20 protein-coding genes are annotated in these 22,134 nt (G+C 66.9%); 12 read left to right on the forward strand and 8 right to left on the reverse strand.

Annotation, left to right across the window (positions count from 1 at the left end; genetic code table 11):
• The first annotated feature begins 9 nt into the window (after positions 1–9).
• The 4 genes from ACLIJ1_RS07985 to ACLIJ1_RS08000 are packed head-to-tail and all read left to right on the forward strand — an operon-like array spanning position 10 to position 2,658.
• Positions 10–387, forward strand: coding sequence for a YciI family protein (locus ACLIJ1_RS07985; protein WP_411364979.1), 378 nt, complete (start codon positions 10–12; stop codon positions 385–387).
• 10 nt (positions 388–397) lie between these two features.
• Positions 398–931 (forward strand): SRPBCC family protein, encoded by a 534-nt coding sequence (locus ACLIJ1_RS07990; protein ID WP_411364980.1) that lies wholly within the window; start codon positions 398–400, stop codon positions 929–931.
• 32 nt (positions 932–963) lie between these two features.
• Entirely contained in the window at positions 964–1,374 is a 411-nt protein-coding gene (locus ACLIJ1_RS07995; RefSeq protein ID WP_411364981.1) for a VOC family protein, read from the forward strand.
• A gap of 9 nt (positions 1,375–1,383) precedes the next feature.
• A complete protein-coding gene (locus ACLIJ1_RS08000) occupies positions 1,384–2,658 on the forward strand; it encodes an RNA polymerase sigma factor (protein WP_411364982.1) in 1,275 nt (424 codons plus the stop codon).
• A 48-nt stretch (positions 2,659–2,706) separates the two neighbouring features.
• Here ACLIJ1_RS08000 and ACLIJ1_RS08005 read toward each other — a convergent pair whose 3' ends face one another.
• Positions 2,707–3,318, reverse strand: a complete 612-nt coding sequence (locus ACLIJ1_RS08005) for a hypothetical protein (protein WP_411364983.1) — start codon at positions 3,316–3,318, stop codon at positions 2,707–2,709.
• Between the two features lie 158 nt (positions 3,319–3,476).
• Between ACLIJ1_RS08005 and ACLIJ1_RS08010 the strand changes: the two genes are divergently transcribed.
• Positions 3,477–4,754: a glycerophosphodiester phosphodiesterase family protein gene (locus tag ACLIJ1_RS08010; protein WP_411364984.1), complete on the forward strand. Its 1,278-nt coding sequence runs from the start codon at positions 3,477–3,479 to the stop codon at positions 4,752–4,754.
• 79 nt (positions 4,755–4,833) lie between these two features.
• Positions 4,834–8,022, forward strand: coding sequence for a S41 family peptidase (locus ACLIJ1_RS08015; RefSeq protein WP_411364985.1), 3,189 nt, complete (start codon positions 4,834–4,836; stop codon positions 8,020–8,022).
• Here ACLIJ1_RS08015 and fumC read toward each other — a convergent pair.
• Both fumC and ACLIJ1_RS08025 read right to left on the reverse strand, forming a co-directional pair.
• Complete coding sequence (gene fumC / locus ACLIJ1_RS08020; protein WP_411364986.1) at positions 8,009–9,391, reverse strand: class II fumarate hydratase; 1,383 nt, start codon at positions 9,389–9,391, stop codon at positions 8,009–8,011. The genes ACLIJ1_RS08015 and fumC overlap by 14 nt on opposite strands.
• Before the next feature lie 62 nt (positions 9,392–9,453).
• Positions 9,454–9,624: a hypothetical protein gene (locus tag ACLIJ1_RS08025; protein ID WP_411364987.1), complete on the reverse strand. Its 171-nt coding sequence runs from the start codon at positions 9,622–9,624 to the stop codon at positions 9,454–9,456.
• A gap of 179 nt (positions 9,625–9,803) precedes the next feature.
• Here ACLIJ1_RS08025 and ACLIJ1_RS08030 point away from each other — a divergent pair, with 179 nt between their 5' ends.
• Positions 9,804–10,364, forward strand: coding sequence for a hypothetical protein (locus tag ACLIJ1_RS08030; protein WP_411364988.1), 561 nt, complete (start codon positions 9,804–9,806; stop codon positions 10,362–10,364).
• Positions 10,365–10,394: 30 nt separating this feature from the next.
• Here the strand turns inward: ACLIJ1_RS08030 and ACLIJ1_RS08035 are convergent, their stop codons facing one another.
• Entirely contained in the window at positions 10,395–11,954 is a 1,560-nt protein-coding gene (locus ACLIJ1_RS08035) for a methyl-accepting chemotaxis protein (RefSeq protein WP_411364989.1), read from the reverse strand.
• Positions 11,955–12,184: 230 nt separating this feature from the next.
• On the opposite strand from ACLIJ1_RS08035, the gene ACLIJ1_RS08040 reads away from it, so the two are divergent.
• A complete protein-coding gene (locus tag ACLIJ1_RS08040) occupies positions 12,185–12,871 on the forward strand; it encodes a response regulator transcription factor (RefSeq protein WP_411364990.1) in 687 nt (228 codons plus the stop codon).
• A 12-nt stretch (positions 12,872–12,883) separates the two neighbouring features.
• On the opposite strand, the gene ACLIJ1_RS08045 is transcribed toward ACLIJ1_RS08040, so the two are convergent.
• Positions 12,884–14,020, reverse strand: coding sequence for a PAS domain-containing protein (locus tag ACLIJ1_RS08045; RefSeq protein ID WP_411364991.1), 1,137 nt, complete (start codon positions 14,018–14,020; stop codon positions 12,884–12,886).
• A gap of 177 nt (positions 14,021–14,197) precedes the next feature.
• Entirely contained in the window at positions 14,198–15,100 is a 903-nt protein-coding gene (locus ACLIJ1_RS08050) for a LysR family transcriptional regulator (protein ID WP_411364992.1), read from the reverse strand.
• Between the two features lie 107 nt (positions 15,101–15,207).
• Between ACLIJ1_RS08050 and ACLIJ1_RS08055 the strand changes: the two genes are divergently transcribed.
• Both ACLIJ1_RS08055 and ACLIJ1_RS08060 read left to right on the forward strand, forming a co-directional pair.
• Entirely contained in the window at positions 15,208–16,332 is a 1,125-nt protein-coding gene (locus tag ACLIJ1_RS08055) for an alkene reductase (protein WP_411364993.1), read from the forward strand.
• Positions 16,329–17,348, forward strand: a complete 1,020-nt coding sequence (locus tag ACLIJ1_RS08060; protein ID WP_411364994.1) for a zinc-binding alcohol dehydrogenase family protein — start codon at positions 16,329–16,331, stop codon at positions 17,346–17,348. Before ACLIJ1_RS08055 ends, ACLIJ1_RS08060 begins: the two co-directional genes overlap by 4 nt.
• A gap of 22 nt (positions 17,349–17,370) precedes the next feature.
• On the opposite strand, the gene ACLIJ1_RS08065 is transcribed toward ACLIJ1_RS08060, so the two are convergent.
• The gene (locus ACLIJ1_RS08065; RefSeq protein ID WP_411364995.1) at positions 17,371–18,435 is read right to left on the reverse strand and encodes a calcium:proton antiporter; all 1,065 of its coding nucleotides are present in this window, start codon (positions 18,433–18,435) and stop codon (positions 17,371–17,373) included.
• 80 nt (positions 18,436–18,515) lie between these two features.
• Here ACLIJ1_RS08065 and ACLIJ1_RS08070 point away from each other — a divergent pair, with 80 nt between their 5' ends.
• The gene (locus ACLIJ1_RS08070) at positions 18,516–19,109 is read left to right on the forward strand and encodes an HD domain-containing protein (RefSeq protein WP_411364996.1); all 594 of its coding nucleotides are present in this window, start codon (positions 18,516–18,518) and stop codon (positions 19,107–19,109) included.
• 9 nt (positions 19,110–19,118) lie between these two features.
• Here ACLIJ1_RS08070 and ACLIJ1_RS08075 read toward each other — a convergent pair whose 3' ends face one another.
• Positions 19,119–20,372 (reverse strand): D-amino acid dehydrogenase, encoded by a 1,254-nt coding sequence (locus ACLIJ1_RS08075; RefSeq protein ID WP_411364997.1) that lies wholly within the window; start codon positions 20,370–20,372, stop codon positions 19,119–19,121.
• A gap of 189 nt (positions 20,373–20,561) precedes the next feature.
• Between ACLIJ1_RS08075 and ACLIJ1_RS08080 the strand changes: the two genes are divergently transcribed.
• On the forward strand, positions 20,562–22,115 hold the full coding sequence (locus ACLIJ1_RS08080; protein WP_411364998.1) for a sigma 54-interacting transcriptional regulator: 1,554 nt from the start codon (positions 20,562–20,564) through the stop codon (positions 22,113–22,115).
• The last annotated feature ends 19 nt before the right edge of the window (positions 22,116–22,134 follow it).

Genomic DNA, 22,134 nt, shown 5'->3' on the forward strand with positions numbered 1-22,134 from the left:
GAGGACACCATGCGCTTCATGATCATCGTCAAGTCCTGCGCCGAGTTCGAGTCTGAAGACCGGCCCGGGGGACCGGACGCCGCCATGATGGCCGCGATGGGCGCTTACAACGCCGAGCTGGCGCGCGCGGGTGTGCTGCTCGACGCCAACGGCCTAAGGCCCAGCCGCGACGGCTGGCGCATCCACTATCAGGGCGAGCAGCGGACGGTGGTCGATGGCCCCTTCGCCGAGACCAAGGAGCTGGTCGCCGGCTACACGCTGATCCAGGTGCGCTCGCGCGAAGAGGCACTCGAATGGAGTCGGCGCTTTCCCAACCCCGTGCGCGAAGGCGCCGAGGCCGTCATCGAGGTGCGCCCGCTGTACGAGCTGAGCGACTTCCAGCCCTGAAAGAACCCCCATGATCAAGACCGTGCTGCTGGTGCTGGTGGCAGCGATTGCCCTGCTGCTGATCTACGCGTCGACCCGCCCCGACACCTTCCGCGTCGAGCGCTCGACCACCATCGCGGCGCCGGCCGAGAAGCTGTTTCCGCTCATCCGCGACCTTCAGGCCTTCAACACCTGGAACCCCTACGCCTTGAAAGACCCGGCGATCAAGATCGACTTTGCGGGCGGGCCGACCGCCGGCCCCGGCGCACGCTACGACTTCGCCGGCAACAAGGAAGTGGGCAGGGGCCGCATCACGTTGACCGGCGAGAAGGCGCCGTCGGAAGCGACGATGCAGCTGGACATGTTCGAGCCCTTCGAAGGCCACAATACGGTCGTGTTCAGCCTGGTGCCCGAAGGCGCCGGCACGCGGGTGACCTGGGCCATGCATGGGCCGAGCGCCTTCATCACCAAGCTGATGGGCATCTTCTTCAACATGGACCAAATGATCGGCAAGGACTTCGAAGCTGGTCTGGCCAACCTCAAAAAGCTCGCCGAAAAGGCCTGAGCCCCACGTTCCGTTTCATTCAGGAGACCACCATGTTCCGCCAGATCTTCATCAACCTGCCCATCCGGGACATGGCCCGCTCGCAGGCCTTCTTCAAGGCCCTGGGCCTCACGTTCAACCAGCGCTTCACCAACGACAAGGGCGCCTGTCTGGAGATCGGCGAGAACTTCTTCGCCATGCTGCTGGTCGAGCCCTTCTTCCAGGGCTTCACCAAGAAGCCGATCAGCGACGCGCACAAGAACACCGAAGTCATCCTGGCCCTGTCGGTCGACAGCCGCGCCGAGGTCGAAGCCGTGATCGCCAAGGCGGTGGCTGCCGGCGCGACCAGGATCGAAGAACCCAAGGACTACGGCTTCATGGTCCAGGACGGTTTCGCTGATCTCGATGGCCACCAGTGGGAAGTGTTCTGGATGGACGAAACCGCCGCGCCCGAGCAGATGTAATCTGCGCGCGTGCATTCCGCTGTCCACGACACCATTGCCGCCGTCTGGCGCATCGAGTCCGCCCGCATCGTTGCGGCGGTGGCGCGCCGCGTGCGCGATGTGGGCGTGGCGGAGGAGCTGGCGCAGGACGCGCTGGTCGCGGCACTCGAGCGCTGGCCGCGCGACGGTCTGCCCGACAAGCCCGGCGCCTGGCTCATGACCACCGCCCTGAACCGCGCCCTTGACCACCTGCGACACCGCCAGATGGCCGACGCGCGGCACGGCGACATCGCCAGCGATCTCGAAGCGATGGAGGCGCACGTGGTGCCCGACTTCAGCGACACGCTCGACCAGCAACGCGAACACGCCACCCTCGGCGACGATCTGCTGCGCCTGATCTTCACCGCCTGCCACCCGGTGCTCAACCCCGAGGCGCGCGTGGCGCTCACGCTCAAGCTGCTGGGCGGGCTGACCACCGGCGAGATCGCGCGCGCCTACCTCGTGCCCGAACCCACCGTCGCGCAGCGCATCGTGCGCGCCAAGCGCGCGCTGGCCGACGCGCAGGTGCCCTTCGAAGTGCCGCAGGGCGAACAGCTCGCGCAGCGCCTGGGCTCGGTGCTCGAAGTCGTCTACCTGATCTTCAACGAGGGCTACACCGCCACCAGCGGCGCTGACTGGATGCGCCCTGCGCTGTGCGACGAAGCCCTGCGCCTTGGCCGCATGCTGGCCGAACTGGCGCCGCGGGAGGCCGAGGTGCTGGGCCTGCTCGCGCTGATGGAGATCCAGGCCTCGCGGACGGCCGCGCGCACCGACCGCGAAGGCAACCCCATCCTGCTGGCCGACCAGGACCGAGGGCGCTGGGACCATCTGCTGATCCGCCGCGGCCTCGCTGCACTCGACCGCGCACAGGCGCTGGGCCAGCCGGCCGGTCGCTATTGCTTGCAGGCCCAGATCGCCGCCTGCCACGCGCGCGCGGCGAGTACCGAAGACACCGACTGGCCGCGCATCGCCGCGCTCTACGCCGAGCTCATGCGCATCGCGCCCTCGCCTGTGGTCGAACTCAACCGCGCGGTCGCCGTCAGCATGGCCGCCGGACCGGCCGCCGGGCTGGCCATCGTCGACACCCTGCTGCAGGACAAGGCCCTGCAGCGCTACCACTGGCTGCCGGCGGTGCAGGGCGATCTGCTGGAGAAGCTGGGGCGGCGTGAGGAAGCCAAGGCGGCGTTCCTGCGGGCGGCGAAGCTGGCGGGGAATGAGAGGGAGAAAGAGCTTCTTGGGGCTCGCGCGTCAAGTAACTGGATTTGAAGGACCAGAGAAGGCAAGCCGCATCTGAGCTTCGATCGCGATTGAGACTCAGGCGCGTGTGCTTTTCCCGATTGGCTCTCCGGGGCCATAGCTGCTTGGAAATTGGTAGCCGGTGGCTGTGACGGAGTCGATCACGTCGCAGGCCAAGTCCAGAGTCGCTGCCCGGAGCTGTTTCAGCCAGGGAATGTCAATCCGGGTCTCGAATTTCTGAAGATTGGAGACCTTTTTGCCAGGCCTACTGAAGTAGAAGAGGGTTGATGCGCCAGAACTGTCGGGCTTTCCCCACGACCCGTGACAGACCGCGTTTCGAATTTTGGCGATTGCTTTGAGAGAGTCTTCAAGGGCGCCTATTCCCGAAAAATTTGCGGCGGTGCTTCGACGCACGGCAGCGGCATATTTTTCTGCGAGGGGTGTGAGGGTGTCTGCCATCGCCAGTGCGAGTTGCTCGCTCCAGTTCTCTACCGCAGCCGCTGCTTCCTCATCAGTATGTAGCTCGCATGAGGTCGTGCCAGTGATTGCAAAGTATGCCTTCACGAGCACTTCTTCCAGAAATCCAAACGTTGCGACAGTACGCCCCAATTCAACCCAGAACTCCGCAGAGTGTGTGTGGGTTGGGAAGTCGGTTGGAAGGGCCTTGCGATCAATCTTGTGAGGTGGCATTGGCATATTGCTGCGACGGAAATGAGTGCTGGCATCGTAGCTTTGGAATCCGTCACACCCTCTACACAAACCCTCCCGATGATCCGCCGGTCGGGCGCCCGCTTTCGGACGCACCGGCCCACGCCGATCATTCGTTCATCCCACCGGAGGGAATCCCCATGTCGTTCTTGCCCCGTTTTCTGGGTCTGGCCTTGCTTGGCCTGGCTTCCTCAATGGTCTTCGCGCAGTCTTCGTCCGACGCCCACCACAGCCGGCGCATGGGTGGCGTCGAGCGTCCTTCGCATGTCCAGCTTGGCCCGCGTCCGTTCTTCCTGGTCGACGACATGGTCGACAGCCCGCTCAAGCGCGAGCTGCAGCAGTGCGCGCGCCGCGGTGAGTTCAACACGCGCGATTTCTCCATCGGTCACCGTGGCGCCGCGCTGCAGTTCCCCGAGCACACGGTGGAGTCGTACACCGCAGCCGCGCGCATGGGCGCGGGCATCGTCGAGTGCGACGTGACCTTCACCAAGGACAAGGAGCTGGTCTGCCGCCACGCGCAGAACGACCTGCACACGACGACCAACATCCTGGTCACGCCGCTGGCATCCAAGTGCACGCAGCCCTTCGTGCCGGCTGTGCTGGACGCCGACGGCAAAGTGGTGACGCCGGCCAAGGCCGAATGCCGCACCAGCGACATCACGCTGGCCGAGTTCAAGACCCTGCGCGGCAAGATGGACGCCTTCAACCCTGCCGCGCGCACCCCCGAGCAGTACCTGGGCGGCACGGCCAACTGGCGCACCGACCTGTACGCCGGCCCGACCAGCGGCACGCTGGTGACGCACGCCGAGTCGATCGAGCTGTTCAAGAAGCTGGGCGTGAAGATGACGCCCGAGCTCAAGAGCGCCAGCGTGACCATGCCGTTCGAAGGTTTCACGCAGCAGGCCTACGCGCAGAAGATGATCGACGAGTACAAGAAGGCCCGCGTGAACCCGCGCAACGTGTTCGCGCAGTCGTTCAACATCGACGACGTGCTGTACTGGGTGAACAACGAGGCCGCGTTCGGCAAACAGGCCGTCTATCTGGATGACGCCAACACCGTGGCCGACCTGCCGGACTACAACACCCTGGTGGGCTACAAGACCAAGGGCATCAACATCTGGGCACCGCCGATCTTCGCGCTGCTGGCGGCCGACAACGGCAAGATCGTGCCCTCGCAGGCCGCGAAGGACGCCAAGGCTGCAGGTATGGGCCTGATCACCTGGTCGTTCGAGCGCTCGGGCATCCTGGCCGACGGCAACAACGGTTCCTACTACCAGACCTTCGACAGCGCGGTGAAGACCGAGGGCGACATGCTCAACGCGCTGCACGTGCTGGCCAAGGAAGTGGGCGTGATGGGTGTGTTCTCCGACTGGCCGGCGACCACGACCTTCTACGCCAACTGCATGGGCCTGCGCTGAGCGGGGAGGGCGGATTTCGACGGGGGCAGCAGACCGGGCGTAAGATTTATGCGTCCTTTGCTGTCACCCTGAGGAAACCATGAAGCCCTTCGTCCGCAGTCTCATCCTTCTGGCATTCAGCGCGCTTGGCACGCTGGCCAGTGCACAAGACACCGCGCCTCTCTGGATGCGCCATCCGGCGGTGTCCCCCGACGGCAGTGCCATCGCGTTCTCCTACGCGGGGCAGATCTGGAAGGTGCCGAGCACCGGCGGCGAGGCGGTCGCGTTGACCAGCGGCGACTTCTACAGTACGCGGCCGGTCTGGGCCCCCGACGGCAAGACCCTGGCCTTTGCCAGCAAGCGGCACGGCAATTTCGATGTCTTCGTGATGCCGTCGTCGGGCGGGCTCATCCGGCGCCTGACCCAGCACTCGGCCAACGATCTGCCTTACGCCTTCTCTCCGGACGGTTTGCAGATCTACTTCGCCTCCCCCCGTGCGGGCACCGTGAACACGGTGCGGACCGGCAGCTACGCAGGCAGCGACCAGCTCTACACCGTGCCGGTCACCGGCGGCAGCAGCCGGCTGGTGCTGCCGACGCCGGCGCTCGATGTGGCGGTCAGTGCCAGTGGCAAACAGCTGCTCTATGACAACCGGCCGGTCTATGAAAACGAGTTCCGAAAAGGGGCGACGTCGGACGGCACGCGCGACATCTGGCTCTACGACGCGGACACAAAAAAGCACCGCCAGCTCACGACGCATCGCGGCGAAGATCGCGACGCCACCTGGGCGCCCGACGGCAAGAGCTTTTACTTCCTGAGCGAGCGCGGCAGCAGTTTCAACGTGTGGCAGCAGCCGCTGGAAGGCAATGCGTCAGCGGTGCAGATCACGCAGCACAAGGGCCAGCCCGTGCGCTTCCTGAGCGTGGCGGCCAACGGCACGCTGGTGTACGGCTTCGAGGGCGAGATCTGGCGCCGTGGTCCCGGCGAAGCGCAATCCAGCAAGGTGTCGGTGCACATCAGCCAGGCCTCGCTGGTGGCGGGCACCTTCCCCGCCAGCGCCAACGAGCACGTGAGCGAGATTGTGGTGTCGCCGGACGGCTCTGAGGTCGCGACCGTGGCCCGGGGCGAGGTGTTCGTCACCTCCCTCGTCAACGGCCGCACCCGGCGCATCACGTCCACACCCGCGTTCGAGCACCACGTCAGTTTTGGCCCCGACGGTCGCACCCTGCTGTACTGCAGCGAGCGCGGCGGGGATTCGGACATCTACGAAGCCTCGGTGCCGGCCGATCGCCCGGCGTCCTTCACCCAGGCCGGCCCGGTGCTGGAGAAGAAGCTGATCGGGACCGAGGGTGACGCGCTGCTCCCGGCCTACTCGCCCGATGGCAAACGCGTCGCCTACTTCGACAACCGCAGCAGCATCAAGGTCTACGACCGCACGACCGGCAAGACCACGACCTTGCTGCCGCCCGGAAAGATCTACAGCTACTCGGACGGCGACGTCAGCATGACCTGGTCGCCTGACGGCCGCTGGATCGTGGCCACCACAGGCTCGCCGGTGGAAGACACCGACATCACCCTGCTGGACACCACCGGCAAGAATGAACCGTTGAACCTGTCGCAGAGCGGCTTTCCCGACAAGGCACCGATCTTCACGCCCGACAGCCAGGCGGTCATCTGGGAAAACGACCGCGACGGCCTGCGCACGGCCGATGCGAACGGCGGCCAGACGGATGTGTACATCGTCCACCTGACGCAGGAAGGCCACGACGCGTTCCTGCAGAAGGGAGCGGGTGTGCCAGTGGCCAAGCCAACGGCCCAGGCTGGCGCGGCCCTGCAACCCCAGGTGCGCGGCCTGCGCCACCGCACGGTGCGCCTCACGCCGTATTCGTTACCGAGGATCCTGTACAAGCAGGTGCAGCCGGACGGCGAGAACCTGATCCTGGTGAGTGCCGAAGACCCGGGGCTGTTGACAGGCTACCGGCTGAACCTGCGCACACGCGCGATGGACAAGGTGTTCTCCCGGCCGTTCACCACGCCCATCCTCAGCGCGGATGCCAAGGTGGAAACGCTGCTGAGCGTGAGCCCGGCGGCGATCGAGCGTATCCAGGTGGCCAGCGGTGAGGCCGCCGCCATTCCCTACAACGCCCAGATCGACTTCGATCCGCGCGGCGAGATCGCCTATCTGTTCCAGTACTTCTGGCGGATGACGAAGCTCAAGTTCTATCAGGCCGACATGCACGGCCGGGACTGGAACGCGATTGGCGCCGCCTATGCGCGCTACCTGCCGCACATCAGCCAGTGGGAAGACTTTGCCGACCTGCTGGGCGAGATGGCGGGCGAGCTCAATGCGTCGCACATGGCGGGCACCTTCCTGGGCGAGTCGCCGCAGGCCGATACCACGGCCTCGCTGGGCATCCACGAAGACACCAGCTTCCAGGGGCCTGGCCTGCGCGTGGCCGCCGTCATGGCAGGCGGCCCCGCCGACAGCGCCCGGTCTCTGCTGCAGCCGGGTGCGGTGATCCAGGCGATCAACGGCCAGGCCGTCACCAGCAACGAGCAGTTCCACGCCCTGCTCAACCACAAGGACGGCATGCCGGTCGAGCTCACGGTCGTGCCCGCGCCTGGCGGCAAGCCGGGAACCCAGACCATCACGCCCGTCACGCAGGAGAAGGAGCTGGACCTGGCGTACGACGAATGGATCGACCAGCGCAAGGCATTGACCGCCAAGCTGTCCAACGGGCGCCTGGGCTATGTGCACATCAACGAAATGGACGCCGCGAACTACCAGCGCGCGGTCGACCAGGTGTTCGGCGAGTTCCGGAACAAGGAAGGCCTGGTGATCGATGTGCGCTACAACAAGGGCGGCTTCCTGCACGACCAGCTGGCGACGCTGTTCACCGGTCAGGTGGTGGGCGGATTCGTCACCCGCGAGGGCGTGTCGCAGGGCAACATCCCGCTCAACCGGTGGGCCAAACCCAGTGCCCTGCTGGCCAACGCCAGCAGCTATTCCGACGGCAGCATCTTTCCCCACCTCTACAAGCGCCTGGGCATCGGCCCGGTGGTTGGCGACCGCGTGCCGGGCACCGGCACGGCGGTCTGGTGGATCGCGGTGCTGGACCTGATCAAGTACGGGATTCCCCAGCTCGGTGCCAAGGACTCGAAGAGTGGCTGGTTCGAGAACGACGAAACCGTGCCCGACGTGCAGGTCTACAACGACCCCAACGTAATCGCGGCCGGGCGGGATGCGCAGCTGGAAGCGGCGGTGCAGGAACTGCTCAAGTCGAAGTGACGCCCAGCCAGGCGTCCAGCTGTTCGGCGGTGACGAACCCCAGCGCCAGTGCCGCCTCGCGCAGACTCAGGTCGTGGGCCAGCGCGTGTTTCGCGATCTGGGCTGCGCGGTCGTATCCGATGTGCGGCGCCAGTGCCGTGACCCGCATCAGAGAGCGCTGCAGCAGCTCGTCGATGCGCCGCCGGTCCGGGGTCATTCCGCGGGCGCAGTGCTCGTCGAAGCTGGCCATCGCGTCCGTCAGCAGGCGGATGCTCAGCAGCAGGTTGTGCACGATCAGCGGCTTGTAGGCGTTGAGTTCGAAATGGCCCGACGCGCCGGCCATCGTGACCGCCGCGTCATGGCCCACCACCTGGCAGCAGACCATGGTCAGCGCTTCGCACTGGGTCGGGTTGACCTTGCCCGGCATGATCGAGCTGCCCGGTTCGTTCTCGGGCAGGTGCAACTCACCCAGGCCGCAGCGAGGCCCTGAAGCCAGCCAGCGCACGTCGTTGGCGATCTTGGTGAGGACCACGGCGAGCGTCTTCAAGGCAGCGTGGGCCTGGACCATGGCGTCGTGCGCGGCCATGGCGGCATAGCGGTTGGGCGCGCAGCGCAGGGGGAGGCCAGTCTCTTGCGCGAGCCGGGCGGCCACGAGATCGCCGAACTGCGGATGCGTGTTGATGCCGTTGCCGACTGCGGTGCCGCCAATCGCCAGTTCGTGCAGCGCCGGCAGGGCACTGTCAATCGCGCGCTCGGCGTGGTCGAGCTGCGCCACCCAGCCCGACATTTCCTGGCCCAGGGTCAACGGTGTCGCGTCCTGCAGGTGCGTGCGCCCGACCTTCACGATGTCTGCGCAGCGCGCCGACTGGTCCGCCAGCGTGGCGCGCAGTGCGCGCAGGGCAGGCAGCAGCGCGGCCTGCAGGCTGGCCGAGGTGGCCATGTGCATCGCCGTCGGGAAGACGTCGTTGGACGACTGCCCGAGGTTGACCTGGTCGTTGGGGTGCACGTTGCGCAGCGCACCCCGACCGGCGCCCAGCAGTTCGGACGCGCGGTTGGCCAGCACCTCGTTCATGTTCATGTGGGTCTGCGTGCCGGAGCCGGTCTGCCAGAGCGAGAGCGGGAAGGACTCGTCGTGCTGGTGCGCCAGCACCTCGTCGGCGGCCGCAGCGATGGCGTCGGCCACGCGCCGGTCCAGCAGGCCCAGGTCGGCGTTGACCCGGGCGGCGGCGCGTTTGATGCGGGCCAGCGCCATCAGCAGGTCCGGCGGCATCTTTTCGTCGGAGATGCGAAAGAAGTGCAACGAGCGCTGGGTCTGCGCGCCCCAGAGGGCGTCCGCCGGTACCAGCACCTCGCCCAGCGTGTCGTGTTCGATGCGTGTCGGGTGTGTCATGGGGGCTCCTCGGCCCATCCTGCGCGCCCGATCCGGCGGTGTCAAACCCGCCAAGCCTGGCTTCACGTCATGTGGCGCGGCTCGCCGGCGTGGAGGCTGGCCTGTTGCGTTTCACCCGGCACGTGGCCGAGCGAGTAGGGGATGCTGACGAACGCGACGGTGGCGACGATGAACAGCGCCGGCAACGCGACGCGCAGCATGGAGAGGATGAGTTGCTTGACTTCGGTGGGCATGTGGGGCTCCTGGGCTCGGATCAGGTCCGGGGTGGGCCTGTGGGGATATGTTGATGCCCGGGCCTTGAACGGGGGGTGAACGCGGCGTTCACCCAGGTGCAGCCTTGCCCGGTCTCCGGGCCGGCTACAGTTTTGGCCCGCCCGACCGAAAAGGCGGTATTTCGCGAAAGAACTCTCCCATGCGCCTTCTGCTGACCGTCCCGTTGTCTGTTGCCTTTCTCCTGACCGGCTGTGCCCTTCCTGTGGACCGCGGATCGTCCCCGGAGGCCGGCATCGACGGGGTGGCCTGCGAAGGGCGTGCGCCCGATGCCGTGCCGGGTTTGATGCCATCGGACAACCCGGCCCTGTTGCGACAGGCGCGGCTGGCGTCCGGCAAGGGTGGCACCTGCACGGCGAAGGTGTATGCGGTGCAGGAGCCGGTCGTGCTTTACCGGGTGTTCGATTCGACCGTGCCGTATTCGCGGCTGGGCGGCTGGTGGTCGCTGGTCCCGCCGTCCGGCACGCAGGAAAGCTACCGCAGCGCCTTCGCGATCTGCCCGGCCTGGAGCCGGCTCGACCGCGTGGTGTCTTGCGAAGTGCAGCCGGGCACACAGGTGGTGGTCGGCACCACGCAGAGCGTCAGCTGTGGCGATGGCTTGGAGTTCCCCAAGACCGCCGAGATCCAGGTCTTTGTTCCCAACAACGGCGAAAAAGGCATCTTCCACGTCGGCGCCTGCAAGCCGCCGGCGGTCTGGCCGTAGGCTGCAGCGTCGATTCCTGCCCAGGCCCGTTCAGAGTCGAAACAGAGCCACGGCCTGCACCAGCTGCTGCGCCTGGGATTTCATGCTGTCGGCGGCCGCGGCGCTTTCTTCGACGAGTGCCGCGTTCTGCTGCGTGGCCTGATCCATCTGGGTCACGGCTTCGCCCACCTGGCTCACGCCCGAGCTCTGCTCACTGCTGGCCGAGCTGATCTCGCCCATGATGTCTGTGACCCGCTTGATCGAGTCGACCACTTCCGCCATCGTCGCCCCTGCCTTGTCCACCAGCGCGGTGCCCTGTTCGACCCGGTCGACGCTCGCACCGATCAGCAGCTTGATTTCCTTGGCAGCCTCGGCCGAGCGACCGGCGAGGTTGCGCACCTCGGATGCCACCACCGCAAAGCCGCGGCCCTGTTCGCCCGCGCGAGCCGCTTCGACCGCGGCATTCAGCGCCAGGATGTTGGTCTGGAAGGCGATGCCATCGATGACGCTGATGATGTCGGCGATCTTGCGGGAGCTGTCGTTGATCCCCTTCATGGTTTCCACGACTTCGCTGACGACGTCGCCACCCTTGATGGCCACGGCACTCGCGTTCTGCGCCATCTGGTTGGCCTCGCGGGCGTTTTCGGCGTTCAGCTTGACCGTCGAGCTGAGCTCTTCCATGGACGCGGCGGTTTCCTCCAGCGCCGAGGCCTGTTCTTCGGTGCGGCCGGAGAGATCGTTGTTGCCCTGGGCAATCTGGGCACTGGCGGTGGCAATGCTGTCGGCCGAGCGACGCACCTGGCCGATCAGGGTGACCAGCTGCTGCTGCATCGTCCCCATCGAGGCCAGCACGCTGCCGGCGGGTGCCCTCTCCGCGCCCTGGACCGGACCGAGATTGCCCTCGGCAATGCGCTGGGCGGTCCCGCTGAGATCGGCGGGCTCCGCGCCGAGCGCGTTCACGAGGCGGCGGGTGATCAGCCAGCCCAGCGCAAAGGCCACCACCGCGGCGAGCGCGCTGATGGTGAGCAGCAGGGTTCGCTGGGCCTCGTAGGCGGCGGCTGACTCTGCAACGTTGGCTCGGGCTTCCTCTTTGCTGACGTCGACGTATTCTTTGGCGGCTGCCAGGAGCGCCGCCAGCAGAGGGCGGCATTCGTTGTTCATCTTGTCGATGGCCTCATCGCGCTGGCCCGCTGCGGCCAGTTCGACGATCGACAGTGCGATCGGCCCGTATTTGGACTCGACCTTGTTGATGGCGGCGATCAGAGTGCGATCACGTTCGCCGGTGTCGCTCGCGCTTTCAACGGCCGCGTTGAGCGCCTTGAGGCTCTTCTGCAGGCCTTCGTGTCCGGTGACCGCCATGGTCTTCGCAGAGCCTCGGTCGGCGTCCGATTTGACGAGCACCATGTCGCGCACGCCGATCGCGCGCTGGCTGGCAAAGTCGAGCACGTCGTTGGCGAGGATCTCGCGTTCGCCCGGCCCGCTGACAAAACCGGAGAAACGGTCGTGGGATTCGCTCAGGTCGTGCAGAGACAGGAGGCTGACCCCAAGCACCACGACGGACAGCGCCCCGAACGCCAGCGAAAGCTGCTTCTTGACGGAAAAGGTCTTCATGTTCTTGGGTCCAGACGGGTTCGGTTGACGGAGTTCGTGGCTCGAAGGCACACGCCAGGTTCGCGCTGTCGACAGGCTTGCATGGTGTTTCGACGCGAATAAGATTTTTCTTGAGCAAACAAATTCGCAGTTCAAGAAAGTGACCCTGTAAGACCTGTCAAATCGGGTGCTGCGGCCTCGCCTGTTGTGGTTGAATCTTGAATCCACGCCATGTAGTCCAACCCTTTCCGATGCTTCCAAGTACCCTGGCGTTGATCGATGACGACCGGCCGTTTGCAGATGGTCTGTCGGCCCATCTGCGCGATCTCGGCATCGATGTGGCCGCTTTTGCGGACAGCAGTGATCTCCTGGCCTCTGCCGATCCCTACGCCTTCGAGTTTTATGTGACCGACCTGATGCTTCCCGGCGTGGACGGCGTCGACCTCATCAAGGTGTTGCGACGGCGCACCAGCGCGGGGATCCTGGTGGTGTCCGGCCGGCTGGCGGCCGATACGTTCAAGCAGGTGGTCAAGGCCGGTGCGGACATGTACCTGGCCAAGCCGGTGCAGTTCGACCAGGTGGAACTGGCCATCGAAGCCGTGCAGCGCCGCGTCGGGGCCAGCGACCCGCTCCAGAACACCTGGCGGCTCGACCAGCGGATTGCGCAACTGGTGGCGCCCGACGGTGCCCGCGTCGATCTGAGCGAACGTGACCTGGCCTTGCTCGCCTGTTTCGTCGAGGCCAACGGCGAAGTGGTGCCGCGTGAAACCTTGCTGCGGCGCCTGGGTGCCGTCGGTGAGAGCGAGGTGTCCGGCGGTCTGAACGGCACCGTGTTCCGGCTTCGCCGACGCATCGAACGGGCCACTCCAGCGGCGGTGCCTTTGCAGGCGAAATCGGGGATTGGCTACGCTTTCCGAGCCCCGCTGAAGGCGATCTGAGGCTGGCGCCGGCTATTCGCCGGAATCGGCCTGCGTGATGGCCAGTCGCATGGTCGTGCCATCGGGACCAGAGCGCACGAGTTCGACGGTCCCTTTGTGCAGAGACATCACCCGCTCGACGATGTAGAGACCCAGTCCAAGACCATGACCTTCGCTCCCTTCGCCACCGTGCCCCCCTCGTGTGAACAGGCGGGGCACCAGGGCTGCTGGGATGCCTCTGCCTGAGTCGCTCACCTCGATCAGCAGGGCGGGTGGTTCTTCCGAATCCGCGACGCGGACAACCACTGGCATTTCAGCGGAGCTGAATTTCAGTGCATTGGACAGGACGTTGCGCAGCGCCAGGCGCATCAGGCTCATGTCCATGAGCGCCGTGCGCGTGGTGGTGTCGCGCAGCACCTGGATGCGGCTGCGCTCGGCAGCCGGCATGTCGCCGATGGCCACGGCAATCAAGGTCGCGATATCGGTGTCATCGCGGTGGATCGGGTCGGGTCTGGCCAGCAAGGACGCCACGGTCAGCGTGTTGTCGATGCTGCTCAGCACCTCGCCAAGAACGACCTGCGCCCGCACGACCCTTTCCGATGCGAACTGGTCGCCCTTGGCCTTCAGCGAACCTTGAGCGCTTTGCAGCGCGGCCGAGGCGTTGTTCAGGGGCTGCCGCACCTCGTGCGCCAGCACATTGAGCATCTCGGTTCTCTCCTGCAGCAAGGCCTCGAGCTTTGCCGCATGTTCCTCAATCTCTGCGCGAAGCTCGCTTTCCTTGCGCAAGGCGGCGCGCGTTTCCTTCAACTCGGTCACGTTGGTGACCTGCACCATGAAGCCAGGTACCTCGCCATCCACAACGTGCGGGATGTACTCGGCAAGGCTGGGGCGCTGGACGCCATCCGGCCCGGGAACGACGCGCTCGAACACCTGGTGCTCGCCGGCCAGGGCTTTGCGCATGAGGGGTTCGTTCAAGGCGAACAGGTCTGGGCCGAGCAGGTCCTGGGCCGACGTTCCGATGAGATGGTCGGGGTTGACGCCGAACCATGTCTCGTAGGCCCGGTTGGCAAACCTGCACTTCAGATCGCGGTCCCAATATCCCAGCATCGTGGGAACGCGATCGACCAGAAGGCGCATGTAGTGGGTGGAGTCTGCGTGGCGATCGTCCATCATGCGGTGTGTTCCAGTGGCAGCCTGCTCACGTGTTCCGGCGACGCTACCCACACCCGTGAGCGCTGGGGGGTGGGTGCGCAATGAGCGTAGCACGGCCGGATGCCCGGCAGGGCGGAGGAGACCGTTGCCCGGCCCATGCGCCCTTGGTGCGATGGAGCGTGATGGAGTGTGTAGTCAGCCCCCCAGCCGTCCCGCCACCTCGGCCAGCCGCGGCTTGAGCCACTCGCGCAGCGCGCGCGCCGCCGGCGTGATCTGCGCGCGACCAGGGACCACCAGGAACAGCGGCGAGGGCTCGCCGACCCAGTGCGGGTTCAGCCGTTGCAGGCGCCCGTCGGCGACCTCGGCGGCCACGTCGAGCCACGACTTGTAGGCGACGCCCAGCCCGGCGAGCGCCCAGCGCTTGACGACCTCACCGTCGTTGGCCGAGCGCCGTCCCTGCACCGGGGCGTCGACCCACTGTCCGTCGATCTGGATGCGCCAGTGCTTCGGCACCTCGTCGCGCAGCATGAAGCGCAGCGCCTCGTGCTGCTCCAGGTCGGCCGGGGTCCTGGGCACCCCGTGGCGCCGCACGTAGCCCGGCGCCGCGACCAGCACGCGCCGGTTGCCCGGTGCCAGCGGCAGGGCGACGTGGGTGGAGTCGGGCGGTTGGCCATAGCGCAGCGCCAGATCCAGCGGCGTGCGCATCAGGTCGGAGTTGCGGTCCGACAGGTGCAGCCGCAGCGCCAGCCTCGGGTGCGCTTCCTGGAACTGCTCCAGCCAGGGCAGCAGCACGCTGCGCCCGAGGTCGGACGGCATCGCGACCTGCACCTCGCCCGTGATTGCCTTGCGCCGCGAGGAGGCCGCGTCCTGCGCGTCGCGCAGCGACTGCAGGGCCTGCCGGATGTGCGGCAGCATCCGTTCGCCTTCTGTTGAAAGCCGCAGGCTGCGGGTGCTGCGCACGAACACCGGCGCTCCCCACTCCGCCTCCATCCGCTTGATTGCCGCGCTGGCTGCGGCCGGTGACCAGTCCAGCGCCTTGGCGGCGCCGGTCAGGCTGCCCAGTTCGGCGGTACGCACCAGCAGTTCGAGGTCGGTCATTCGGGTCATTGTTCGATTTTCTTTGAAAATGAATCGTCCGTCAGCCCCTCCAAAATTCAGGGGTGATTTCGCAGACTCGGTGTCGTGTTCCACCACTGCCACCCTCTGTGAATCCGCTGTTTGAACCCCTGCATTGCGGCGCCTGGACCCTGCCCAACCGCATCGTGATGCCGCCGATGACCCGGTGCCGCACCAGCCAGCCGGGCGACGTACCGACCCCGCTGATGGCCGAGTACTACGCGCAGCGCGCCAGTGCCGGTCTGATCGTGGCTGAAGCGACGCAGATTTCGCGGCAGGGCCAGGGCTATTCGTTCACGCCCGGCGTCCACACACCGGCGCAGATCGAAGGCTGGCGCATGGTGACGCAGGCGGTGCACCGCGCGGGCGGGCGCATCCTGCTGCAGCTCTGGCACGTGGGTCGCATGAGCCACGAAAGCTTTCACGCCGACGGCACGCCAGTGGCGCCTTCGGCCATCCGTGCCCCGGCGCAGGTGTGGGTCGCGGACCCGGAAACCGGCGAGGGCCGGATGCTCGACTGCGCCACCCCGCGCGCGCTCGATCTGGACGAAATCCGCGCCATCGTCGACGACTACCGCCGCGCGGCGCTCAACGCGGTCGCCGCGGGCTTTGACGGCGTGGAGATCCACGCTGCCAACGGTTATCTGATCGACCAGTTCCTGCGCAGCACCTCGAACCACCGCAGCGACCGCTATGGCGGGAGCATCGGCAACCGCGGGCGCTTCCTGCTCGAAGTGGCGGACGCGGTGTGCGATGCGATCGGAGGCGACCGAACAGGCGTGCGCCTGTCGCCAGGCATCGCGGCGCGCGGCATGGACTGCCCCGACATCCTGCCCACCACGCTGCAGACCGCGCGCGCCCTGTCGGTGATCGGCGTGGCCTACCTGCACCTGTCCGAAGCGGACGGCGAGGCCGACGGAAGTCTTTCTCCCGCCTTCCGCGACCGGCTGCGCGGCGACTTCATCGGCCACATCGCCGTGACCGGCCGCTACACCGCCGAGCGCGCGGCGCTGGCGCTGGGTTCCGGCCAGGCCGATCTGGTCGGTTTCGGTCGCCCCTTCATCGCCAACCCCGACCTGCCGCGCCGCCTGCGCGAAGGCCTGCCGCTGGCCGAGCTTGATCCGTCGACCCTGTTCGGCGGCGACGCCCGCGGCTACACCGATTACCCCAGCCTGCCCCTGCCACCCCAGAGAAAGAAAGGAACCCACCGATGAAAGCCGTCGCGTACCAGAAGAACCTGCCGATCACCGATCCCCTGGCGCTGCAGGACACCGAGCTGCCCGAACCGGTGCCGCAGGCACACGACCTGCTGGTTGAGGTGAAGGCCATCGCGGTCAACCCCGTCGACACCAAGATCCGTGCCGGCGTGGCGCCCGAGGCAGGGCAATGGAAGGTGCTGGGCTGGGACGCGGTCGGCACGGTGCGCGCCGTCGGTCCGGCGGTCACGCGTTTCCGGCCCGGTGACCGCGTCTGGTACGCGGGTGCGATCCACCGCGCGGGTGCCAACAGCGAGCGGCACCTGGTGGACGAGCGCATCGCTGCGCTGGCGCCGACCTCGCTGGACGACGCCCAGGCGGCTGCCTTGCCGCTGACGTCGATCACTGCCTGGGAGCTGTTGTTCAATCGGCTGCAGGTGCCGCGTGGAAATGCCGCCAATGGCCAGGTCCTGCTGGTCGTGGGCGCGGCGGGCGGCGTTGGCTCCATCCTTGTGCAACTGGCCCGTCAGCTCACCGGCCTGACGGTGGTGGGCACGGCCTCGCGCGCGGAAACCCGCGACTGGATTCAAGCCCTGGGTGCACACGCAGTGATCGACCACCGCGAACCGCTGGCCGAGGCCTACAGGAAGACGGGACTGCCCGCGCCCGCGTACGTGGTGAGCCTGACCCAGACCGACCAGCACTTCGCCCAGATCGCCGAGCTGATCGCGCCGCAGGGCCGCTTTGGTCTGATCGACGACCCGGCGCCCGGCAGCATCGACATCGGCAAACTCAAGCGCAAGAGTGTTTCCCTGCACTGGGAACTGATGTTCACCCGTTCGCTGTTCGAGACGCCAGACATGGTGGCGCAGCACCAGCTGCTGACCGAGGTCGCGGCGCTGGTCGACGCGGGCCGCCTGCGCAGCACACTCGGCGAACACTTCGGCGCCATCAACGCCACCCACCTGCGGCGAGCGCACGCGCTGCTCGAAAGCGGTCAGGCCCGCGGCAAGATCGTGCTCGAAGGCTTCTGAGCCGTACGCCGAAAGCCCGGGCTCAGGGCACGAAGGTCAGGAACAGGAAGGCCGCGAACACCACCAGGTGGATCGCCCCCTGCATCAGGTTGGTCCGGCCCGAGCCCAGCGTGATCGTGCCGACGATGAAGGTCAGCGTCAGGAGGGCCATGTTCTTGGGGTCGACGCCCAGCGTCAGCGGCAGGCCCAGCCACACGGCCGCGATCACCACCACCGGAATCGTCAGGCCGATCGAGGCCAGCGCCGAGCCGAAAGCCAGGTTCATGCTGGTCTGCAGGCGGTTGGCGCGCGCTGCGCGGATCGCGGCCCAGGTCTCGGGTGCGAGCACGACGATGGCGATCAGCGTGCCGACCACCGCGGTCGGCGCCTGCCACTGCTGCACCAGCCGCTCCAGCGAAGGCGAGAGCAGCTTGGCCAGCCCGACCACGCCCACCAGCGCCACCAGCAGCAGCACGAAGCTGACCATGGCCTCGCGGCTCGACGGCGGCTCGGCGTGCACCGTCTCGTCGGCGGTCTCGTCTTCGGGCAGGAAGTAGTCGCGGTGGCGCACGGTCTGGATGAAGACGAACACCAGCCAGAGCAGCAGCGAGCCGGCCGCCACGAACACCAGTTGTGAGGCGGTATAGCTGGCGCCGGGTGCGCTGGTGGTCAGCGACGGCATCACCAGCACCAGCGCCGACATCACCACCAGTGCCGCGAGCCCCGAACCGGTGCCTTCGATGCGGAAGACCTGCACGCGGTGGCGCAGGCCGCCCACCAGCAGGCAGACCCCGACCACGCCGTTGCAGATGATCATGACCGCCGAGTAGATGGTGTCGCGCGGCACGGTGGCCGCGTTCGCGCCGCCGGCCAGCATCATCGACAGCACCAGCGCCACTTCGATGACGGTGACCGCCAGCGCCAGCACCAGCGTGCCAAAGGGCTCACCCACCTTGTGCGCGATCACCTCGGCGTGGTGCACGGCGCTGGTCACGGCCAGCACCAGTGCGGGTACCGCCACCAGCAACAGCGCGGTGTGCGCGGGCAGCAGGAGGCCGGCAGCAAGCACGCCGACCGCGAAGAGGGGAAAGATCACAAACCGGTCCATGAACCCATTGTGGGGTCTCCGGCTTTCGGACAAGATGGCGCCGGGCGATAGACCCACAAACATCCACCCAGGAGACAGACATGCAGAACCGCGCCACCTTCAAGCGCATGGAAGAAAGCACCCGTGAAGACTGGGCCTGCATTCTTCCCGAAGCCATGGCGATGGCGAAATCACTGCCCGACCGGGTGCTCGACCACCTGAAGCTGCTCGACGGCGACCATGGCGGTTTTCCTGTCGATCGGCTGACCCACAGCCTGCAGGCGGCGACGCTCGCCCTCAGGGACGGGCGCGACGAGGAGTACGTGATCTGCGCGCTGCTGCACGACATCGGCGACACGCTCGGTTCGTTCAACCACCCCGACATCGCCGCCGCCATCCTCAAGCCCTTCGTGAGCGAGGAAAACTTGTGGATGGTGCAGCACCACGGCATTTTCCAGGGCTACAACTTCTTCCACCACATCGGTCTGGACCGCAACATGCGCGACCTGTTCAAGGACCACCCGCACTACCAGCGCGCAGCCGAATTCGTCGAGCGCTACGACAACCCGGCCTTTGATCCCGCCAACGAGACACTGCCCCTGAGCCACTTCGAGCCCATGCTGCGCCGGCTCATGGCTGCGCCGAAGAACTCGGTCTACAAGGCGGCGCTGCCGGGAGAGAAGCAGGCCGCCTGACGCGCCTGCTCAACCGTAGCGCGCGACCGTCAGCCCTTCCATGCTGATCTCCGGCTTTCTGCCGGCGATCAGATCGGCCATCACGCGGCCGGTGCCGGTGGCCATGGTCCAGCCCAGCGTGCCGTGGCCGGTGGAGAGCAGCAGGTTGTCGTATTTGCAATCGCCGACGATGGGCGTGCCATCGGGCGTCATCGGGCGCAGGCCGGTCCAGAACTCGGCCTTGGCCACGTCGCCCGCCCGCGGGAACAGGTCGGTGACGACGAACTCCAGCGTCTTGCGCCGGCCTTCGTTGAGCTGCAGGTCAAAGCCCGAGAGCTGCGCCGTGCCGCCGACCCGGATGCGGTCGCCCAACCGCGTGACGGCGACCTTGTGGGTCTCGTCCATGATGGTCGACTCGGGTGCCTTGTGGGCGTTGGTGATGGGCACGGTGATCGAGAAACCCTTGACCGGGTAGACGGGGACGCGGATGCCCAGCGGCGCGAGCATGGCGGTCGAGTAGCTGCCCAGCGCAAGCACATAGCGGTCGGCGGTCTTGAGGCCTTCGCTGGTGCGAACGCCGGTGATCTTGTTGCCGCTGCGCTCCAGCGCGTCGATGCCCACGCCGAAGCGGAACTTCACACCCAGGGCCTTGGCCTTCTCGGCCAGCGCGTTGGTGAACTTGAAGCAGTCGCCGGTTTCGTCGCCCGGCAGGCGCAGCGCGCCGACGAACTTCTCCTTCACGTCCACCAGCGCGGGTTCGTGCTTCAGGTAGCCGGCCTGGTCGAGCACCTGGTAGGGCACACCGTATTCCTTCAGGATCTCGATGTCCTTGGCCGTTCCGTCGAGCTGCTTCTGGGTGCGGAAGAGTTGCAGCGTGCCTTGCTCGCGGTGGTCGTACTCGATGCCGATGTCGGCGCGCAGTTCCTTGAGGCAGTCGCGGCTGTATTCGGCCAGCCGCACCATGCGGCCCTTGTTGACCTGGTAGCGCGCCTCGGTGCAGTTGCGCAGCATGGACAACCCCCAGCGCCACATCGCCGGGTCGAGAATGGGTTTGATGACCAGCGGGCTGTGGTGCATCAGCAACCAGGTGATGGCCTTGCGCGGCACGCCCGGGCCGGCCCAGGGCGCGGAGTAGCCGGGCGAGACCTCGCCAGCGTTGGCATAGCTGGTTTCCAGCGCGGGGCCGGGTTGGCGGTCGACGACCTCGACCTCGTGGCCGTCGCGCGCCAGGTAATACGCGATCGTCGTGCCGATCACTCCGCTGCCCAGAACCAGTACCCGCATCGTCGTGCTCCGTGAGGCCTGCGCCGCGATGGCGGTACTTGTTGGCCCGGTGCTTCCCTTTTGCAAGCGCCGTGCCACCGGCCGCACCACTGCAAGTGCTTGATCTGGAAAGGGAAAGCCCCATTGGTTTTGGGTCGGTGTATTGAAGTCGTTACGTGACGCGACTTTGGTTGGACTGAAATCCATACAATGGAACAAATTCAATACACCATGCGCATCGACGTCCACTTCACCGACCGGGTCGGCATCGCCCAGGAAATCCTCGCCGCGCTCGCCAGCCGTGCGCTCAACGTGTCGGCGGTCGAGGTCGAACCACCCCACATCTATATCGAAGCGCCTGCGCTCGGTGCGCAGGATCTGGCGGCGCTGCGCGAACCGCTGATGCGGGTGTCGGGCGTGCTGTCGGTGGATGAGCTGGAAATGCTGCCGGGTGCGCGGCGGCGCCTCTACCTGGATGCGCTGATGACGTCACTGACCGACCCGGTGCTGGCGGTCGACGGACGTGGCGTGGTGGTGCTGGCGAATGCGGCCGCGGTCGCTGTCTGCGGCATGCCCGAGGCCGAGCTGGCCGGGCGCTCCTTGCGTGAGCTGACCGGCGACCAGGCCCTGGTCGACGCGCTGGTGGCGCAGGGCGCGCGGCTGCCGGTGAGCGAAGTGCAGATCGGCGGGCAGCGTTTCCTGATGGAAACCGTGGCACTGCACGACGCGGGCGGAAATGTGGCGGGAGCCGTGCTGACGCTGCACGCGCCGCAACGCTTGGGCGAGCGCATCAGCGCGCTGCAGAACCACGGCGCGGGTGGCTTCGACGCCATCCTCGGCCAGTCACCGGCGATCCGCGCGCTCAAACAGCGCGCCGTGCGCATGGCGCAGGTGGATGCGCCACTGCTGATCCGCGGCGAAACCGGCACCGGCAAGGAACTGGTGGCGCAGGCGTGCCACGCCGGCAGTCCGCGCCGCGACCAGCCGTTCTTTGCACTCAACTGTGCGGCCCTGCCCGAGAGCCTGGCCGAGAGCGAGCTGTTTGGCTACGCCAGCGGTGCCTTCACCGGCGCGCTGCGTGGCGGCCGGCCGGGCCTGCTGGAGCTGACCGACGGTGGCACGCTGTTCCTTGACGAGGTGGGCGAGATGTCGCCCTACCTGCAGGCCAAGCTGCTGCGTTTTCTCAACGACGGCAGCTTCCGTCGCGTCGGCGGCGAGCGCGACCTCAAGGTGAACGTGCGCGTCATCAGCGCGACGCACCGGGCGCTGGAAGAGATGGTGACCACCGGTGCGTTCCGGCAGGACCTGCTGTTCCGGCTCGACGTGCTGCAGCTGAACCTGCCGCCGCTGCGCGAGCGCACCGAAGACATCCTGCCGCTGGCGCAGGTGTTTCTCGAACGCGCCTGCGCGCAGACCGGGCGACCCAAGGCGCGCCTGAGCCGCGCGGCGGGTGAGGCGTTGTTGGCCAATCCCTGGCGTGGCAACGTGCGGCAGTTGCAGAACGTGATCTTCCGGGCGGTGACGCTCAGCGAATCGCCGGTGATCGATGTGGCCGCGCTGGAGTTGGCAGGCGCCGACGTGAGCGTGGTGCCGGCGGCCGTCGAGGAGGTGGGGACGCTGGACGAAGCGGTTGGCGGTTTCGAGCGTGCGCTGCTGGAGCGCCTCCTGCCCGAGTACCCGAGCACCCGCAAGCTCGCTGAGCGGCTGGGTACCTCGCACTCGGCGATCGCGGCCCGCCTGCGCCGCTACGGCCTCAAGGCCTGAAGCAACAAGCTGGAGGCAA

The sequence above is a fragment of the Hydrogenophaga sp. RWCD_12 genome (assembly GCF_046604225.1).
GTDB lineage: Bacteria > Pseudomonadota > Gammaproteobacteria > Burkholderiales > Burkholderiaceae_C > Hydrogenophaga.

Bases quoted from the DNA above. Each gene is read 5' to 3' on its own strand.
- ACLIJ1_RS07985 (WP_411364979.1), top strand. From the start codon at position 10: ATGCGCTTCATGATCATCGTCAAGTCCTGCGCCGAGTTCGAGTCTGAA.
- ACLIJ1_RS07990 (WP_411364980.1), top strand. From the start codon at position 398: ATGATCAAGACCGTGCTGCTGGTGCTGGTGGCAGCGATTGCCCTGCTG.
- ACLIJ1_RS07995 (WP_411364981.1), top strand. From the start codon at position 964: ATGTTCCGCCAGATCTTCATCAACCTGCCCATCCGGGACATGGCCCGC.
- ACLIJ1_RS08005 (WP_411364983.1), bottom strand. From the start codon at position 3,318: ATGCCACCTCACAAGATTGATCGCAAGGCCCTTCCAACCGACTTCCCA.
- ACLIJ1_RS08010 (WP_411364984.1), top strand. From the start codon at position 3,477: ATGTCGTTCTTGCCCCGTTTTCTGGGTCTGGCCTTGCTTGGCCTGGCT.
- ACLIJ1_RS08015 (WP_411364985.1), top strand. From the start codon at position 4,834: ATGAAGCCCTTCGTCCGCAGTCTCATCCTTCTGGCATTCAGCGCGCTT.
- fumC (WP_411364986.1), bottom strand. From the start codon at position 9,391: ATGACACACCCGACACGCATCGAACACGACACGCTGGGCGAGGTGCTG.
- ACLIJ1_RS08025 (WP_411364987.1), bottom strand. From the start codon at position 9,624: ATGCCCACCGAAGTCAAGCAACTCATCCTCTCCATGCTGCGCGTCGCG.
- ACLIJ1_RS08030 (WP_411364988.1), top strand. From the start codon at position 9,804: ATGCGCCTTCTGCTGACCGTCCCGTTGTCTGTTGCCTTTCTCCTGACC.
- ACLIJ1_RS08035 (WP_411364989.1), bottom strand. From the start codon at position 11,954: ATGAAGACCTTTTCCGTCAAGAAGCAGCTTTCGCTGGCGTTCGGGGCG.
- ACLIJ1_RS08040 (WP_411364990.1), top strand. From the start codon at position 12,185: ATGCTTCCAAGTACCCTGGCGTTGATCGATGACGACCGGCCGTTTGCA.
- ACLIJ1_RS08045 (WP_411364991.1), bottom strand. From the start codon at position 14,020: ATGGACGATCGCCACGCAGACTCCACCCACTACATGCGCCTTCTGGTC.
- ACLIJ1_RS08050 (WP_411364992.1), bottom strand. From the start codon at position 15,100: ATGACCGACCTCGAACTGCTGGTGCGTACCGCCGAACTGGGCAGCCTG.
- ACLIJ1_RS08060 (WP_411364994.1), top strand. From the start codon at position 16,329: ATGAAAGCCGTCGCGTACCAGAAGAACCTGCCGATCACCGATCCCCTG.
- ACLIJ1_RS08065 (WP_411364995.1), bottom strand. From the start codon at position 18,435: ATGGACCGGTTTGTGATCTTTCCCCTCTTCGCGGTCGGCGTGCTTGCT.
- ACLIJ1_RS08070 (WP_411364996.1), top strand. From the start codon at position 18,516: ATGCAGAACCGCGCCACCTTCAAGCGCATGGAAGAAAGCACCCGTGAA.
- ACLIJ1_RS08075 (WP_411364997.1), bottom strand. From the start codon at position 20,372: ATGCGGGTACTGGTTCTGGGCAGCGGAGTGATCGGCACGACGATCGCG.
- ACLIJ1_RS08080 (WP_411364998.1), top strand. From the start codon at position 20,562: ATGGAACAAATTCAATACACCATGCGCATCGACGTCCACTTCACCGAC.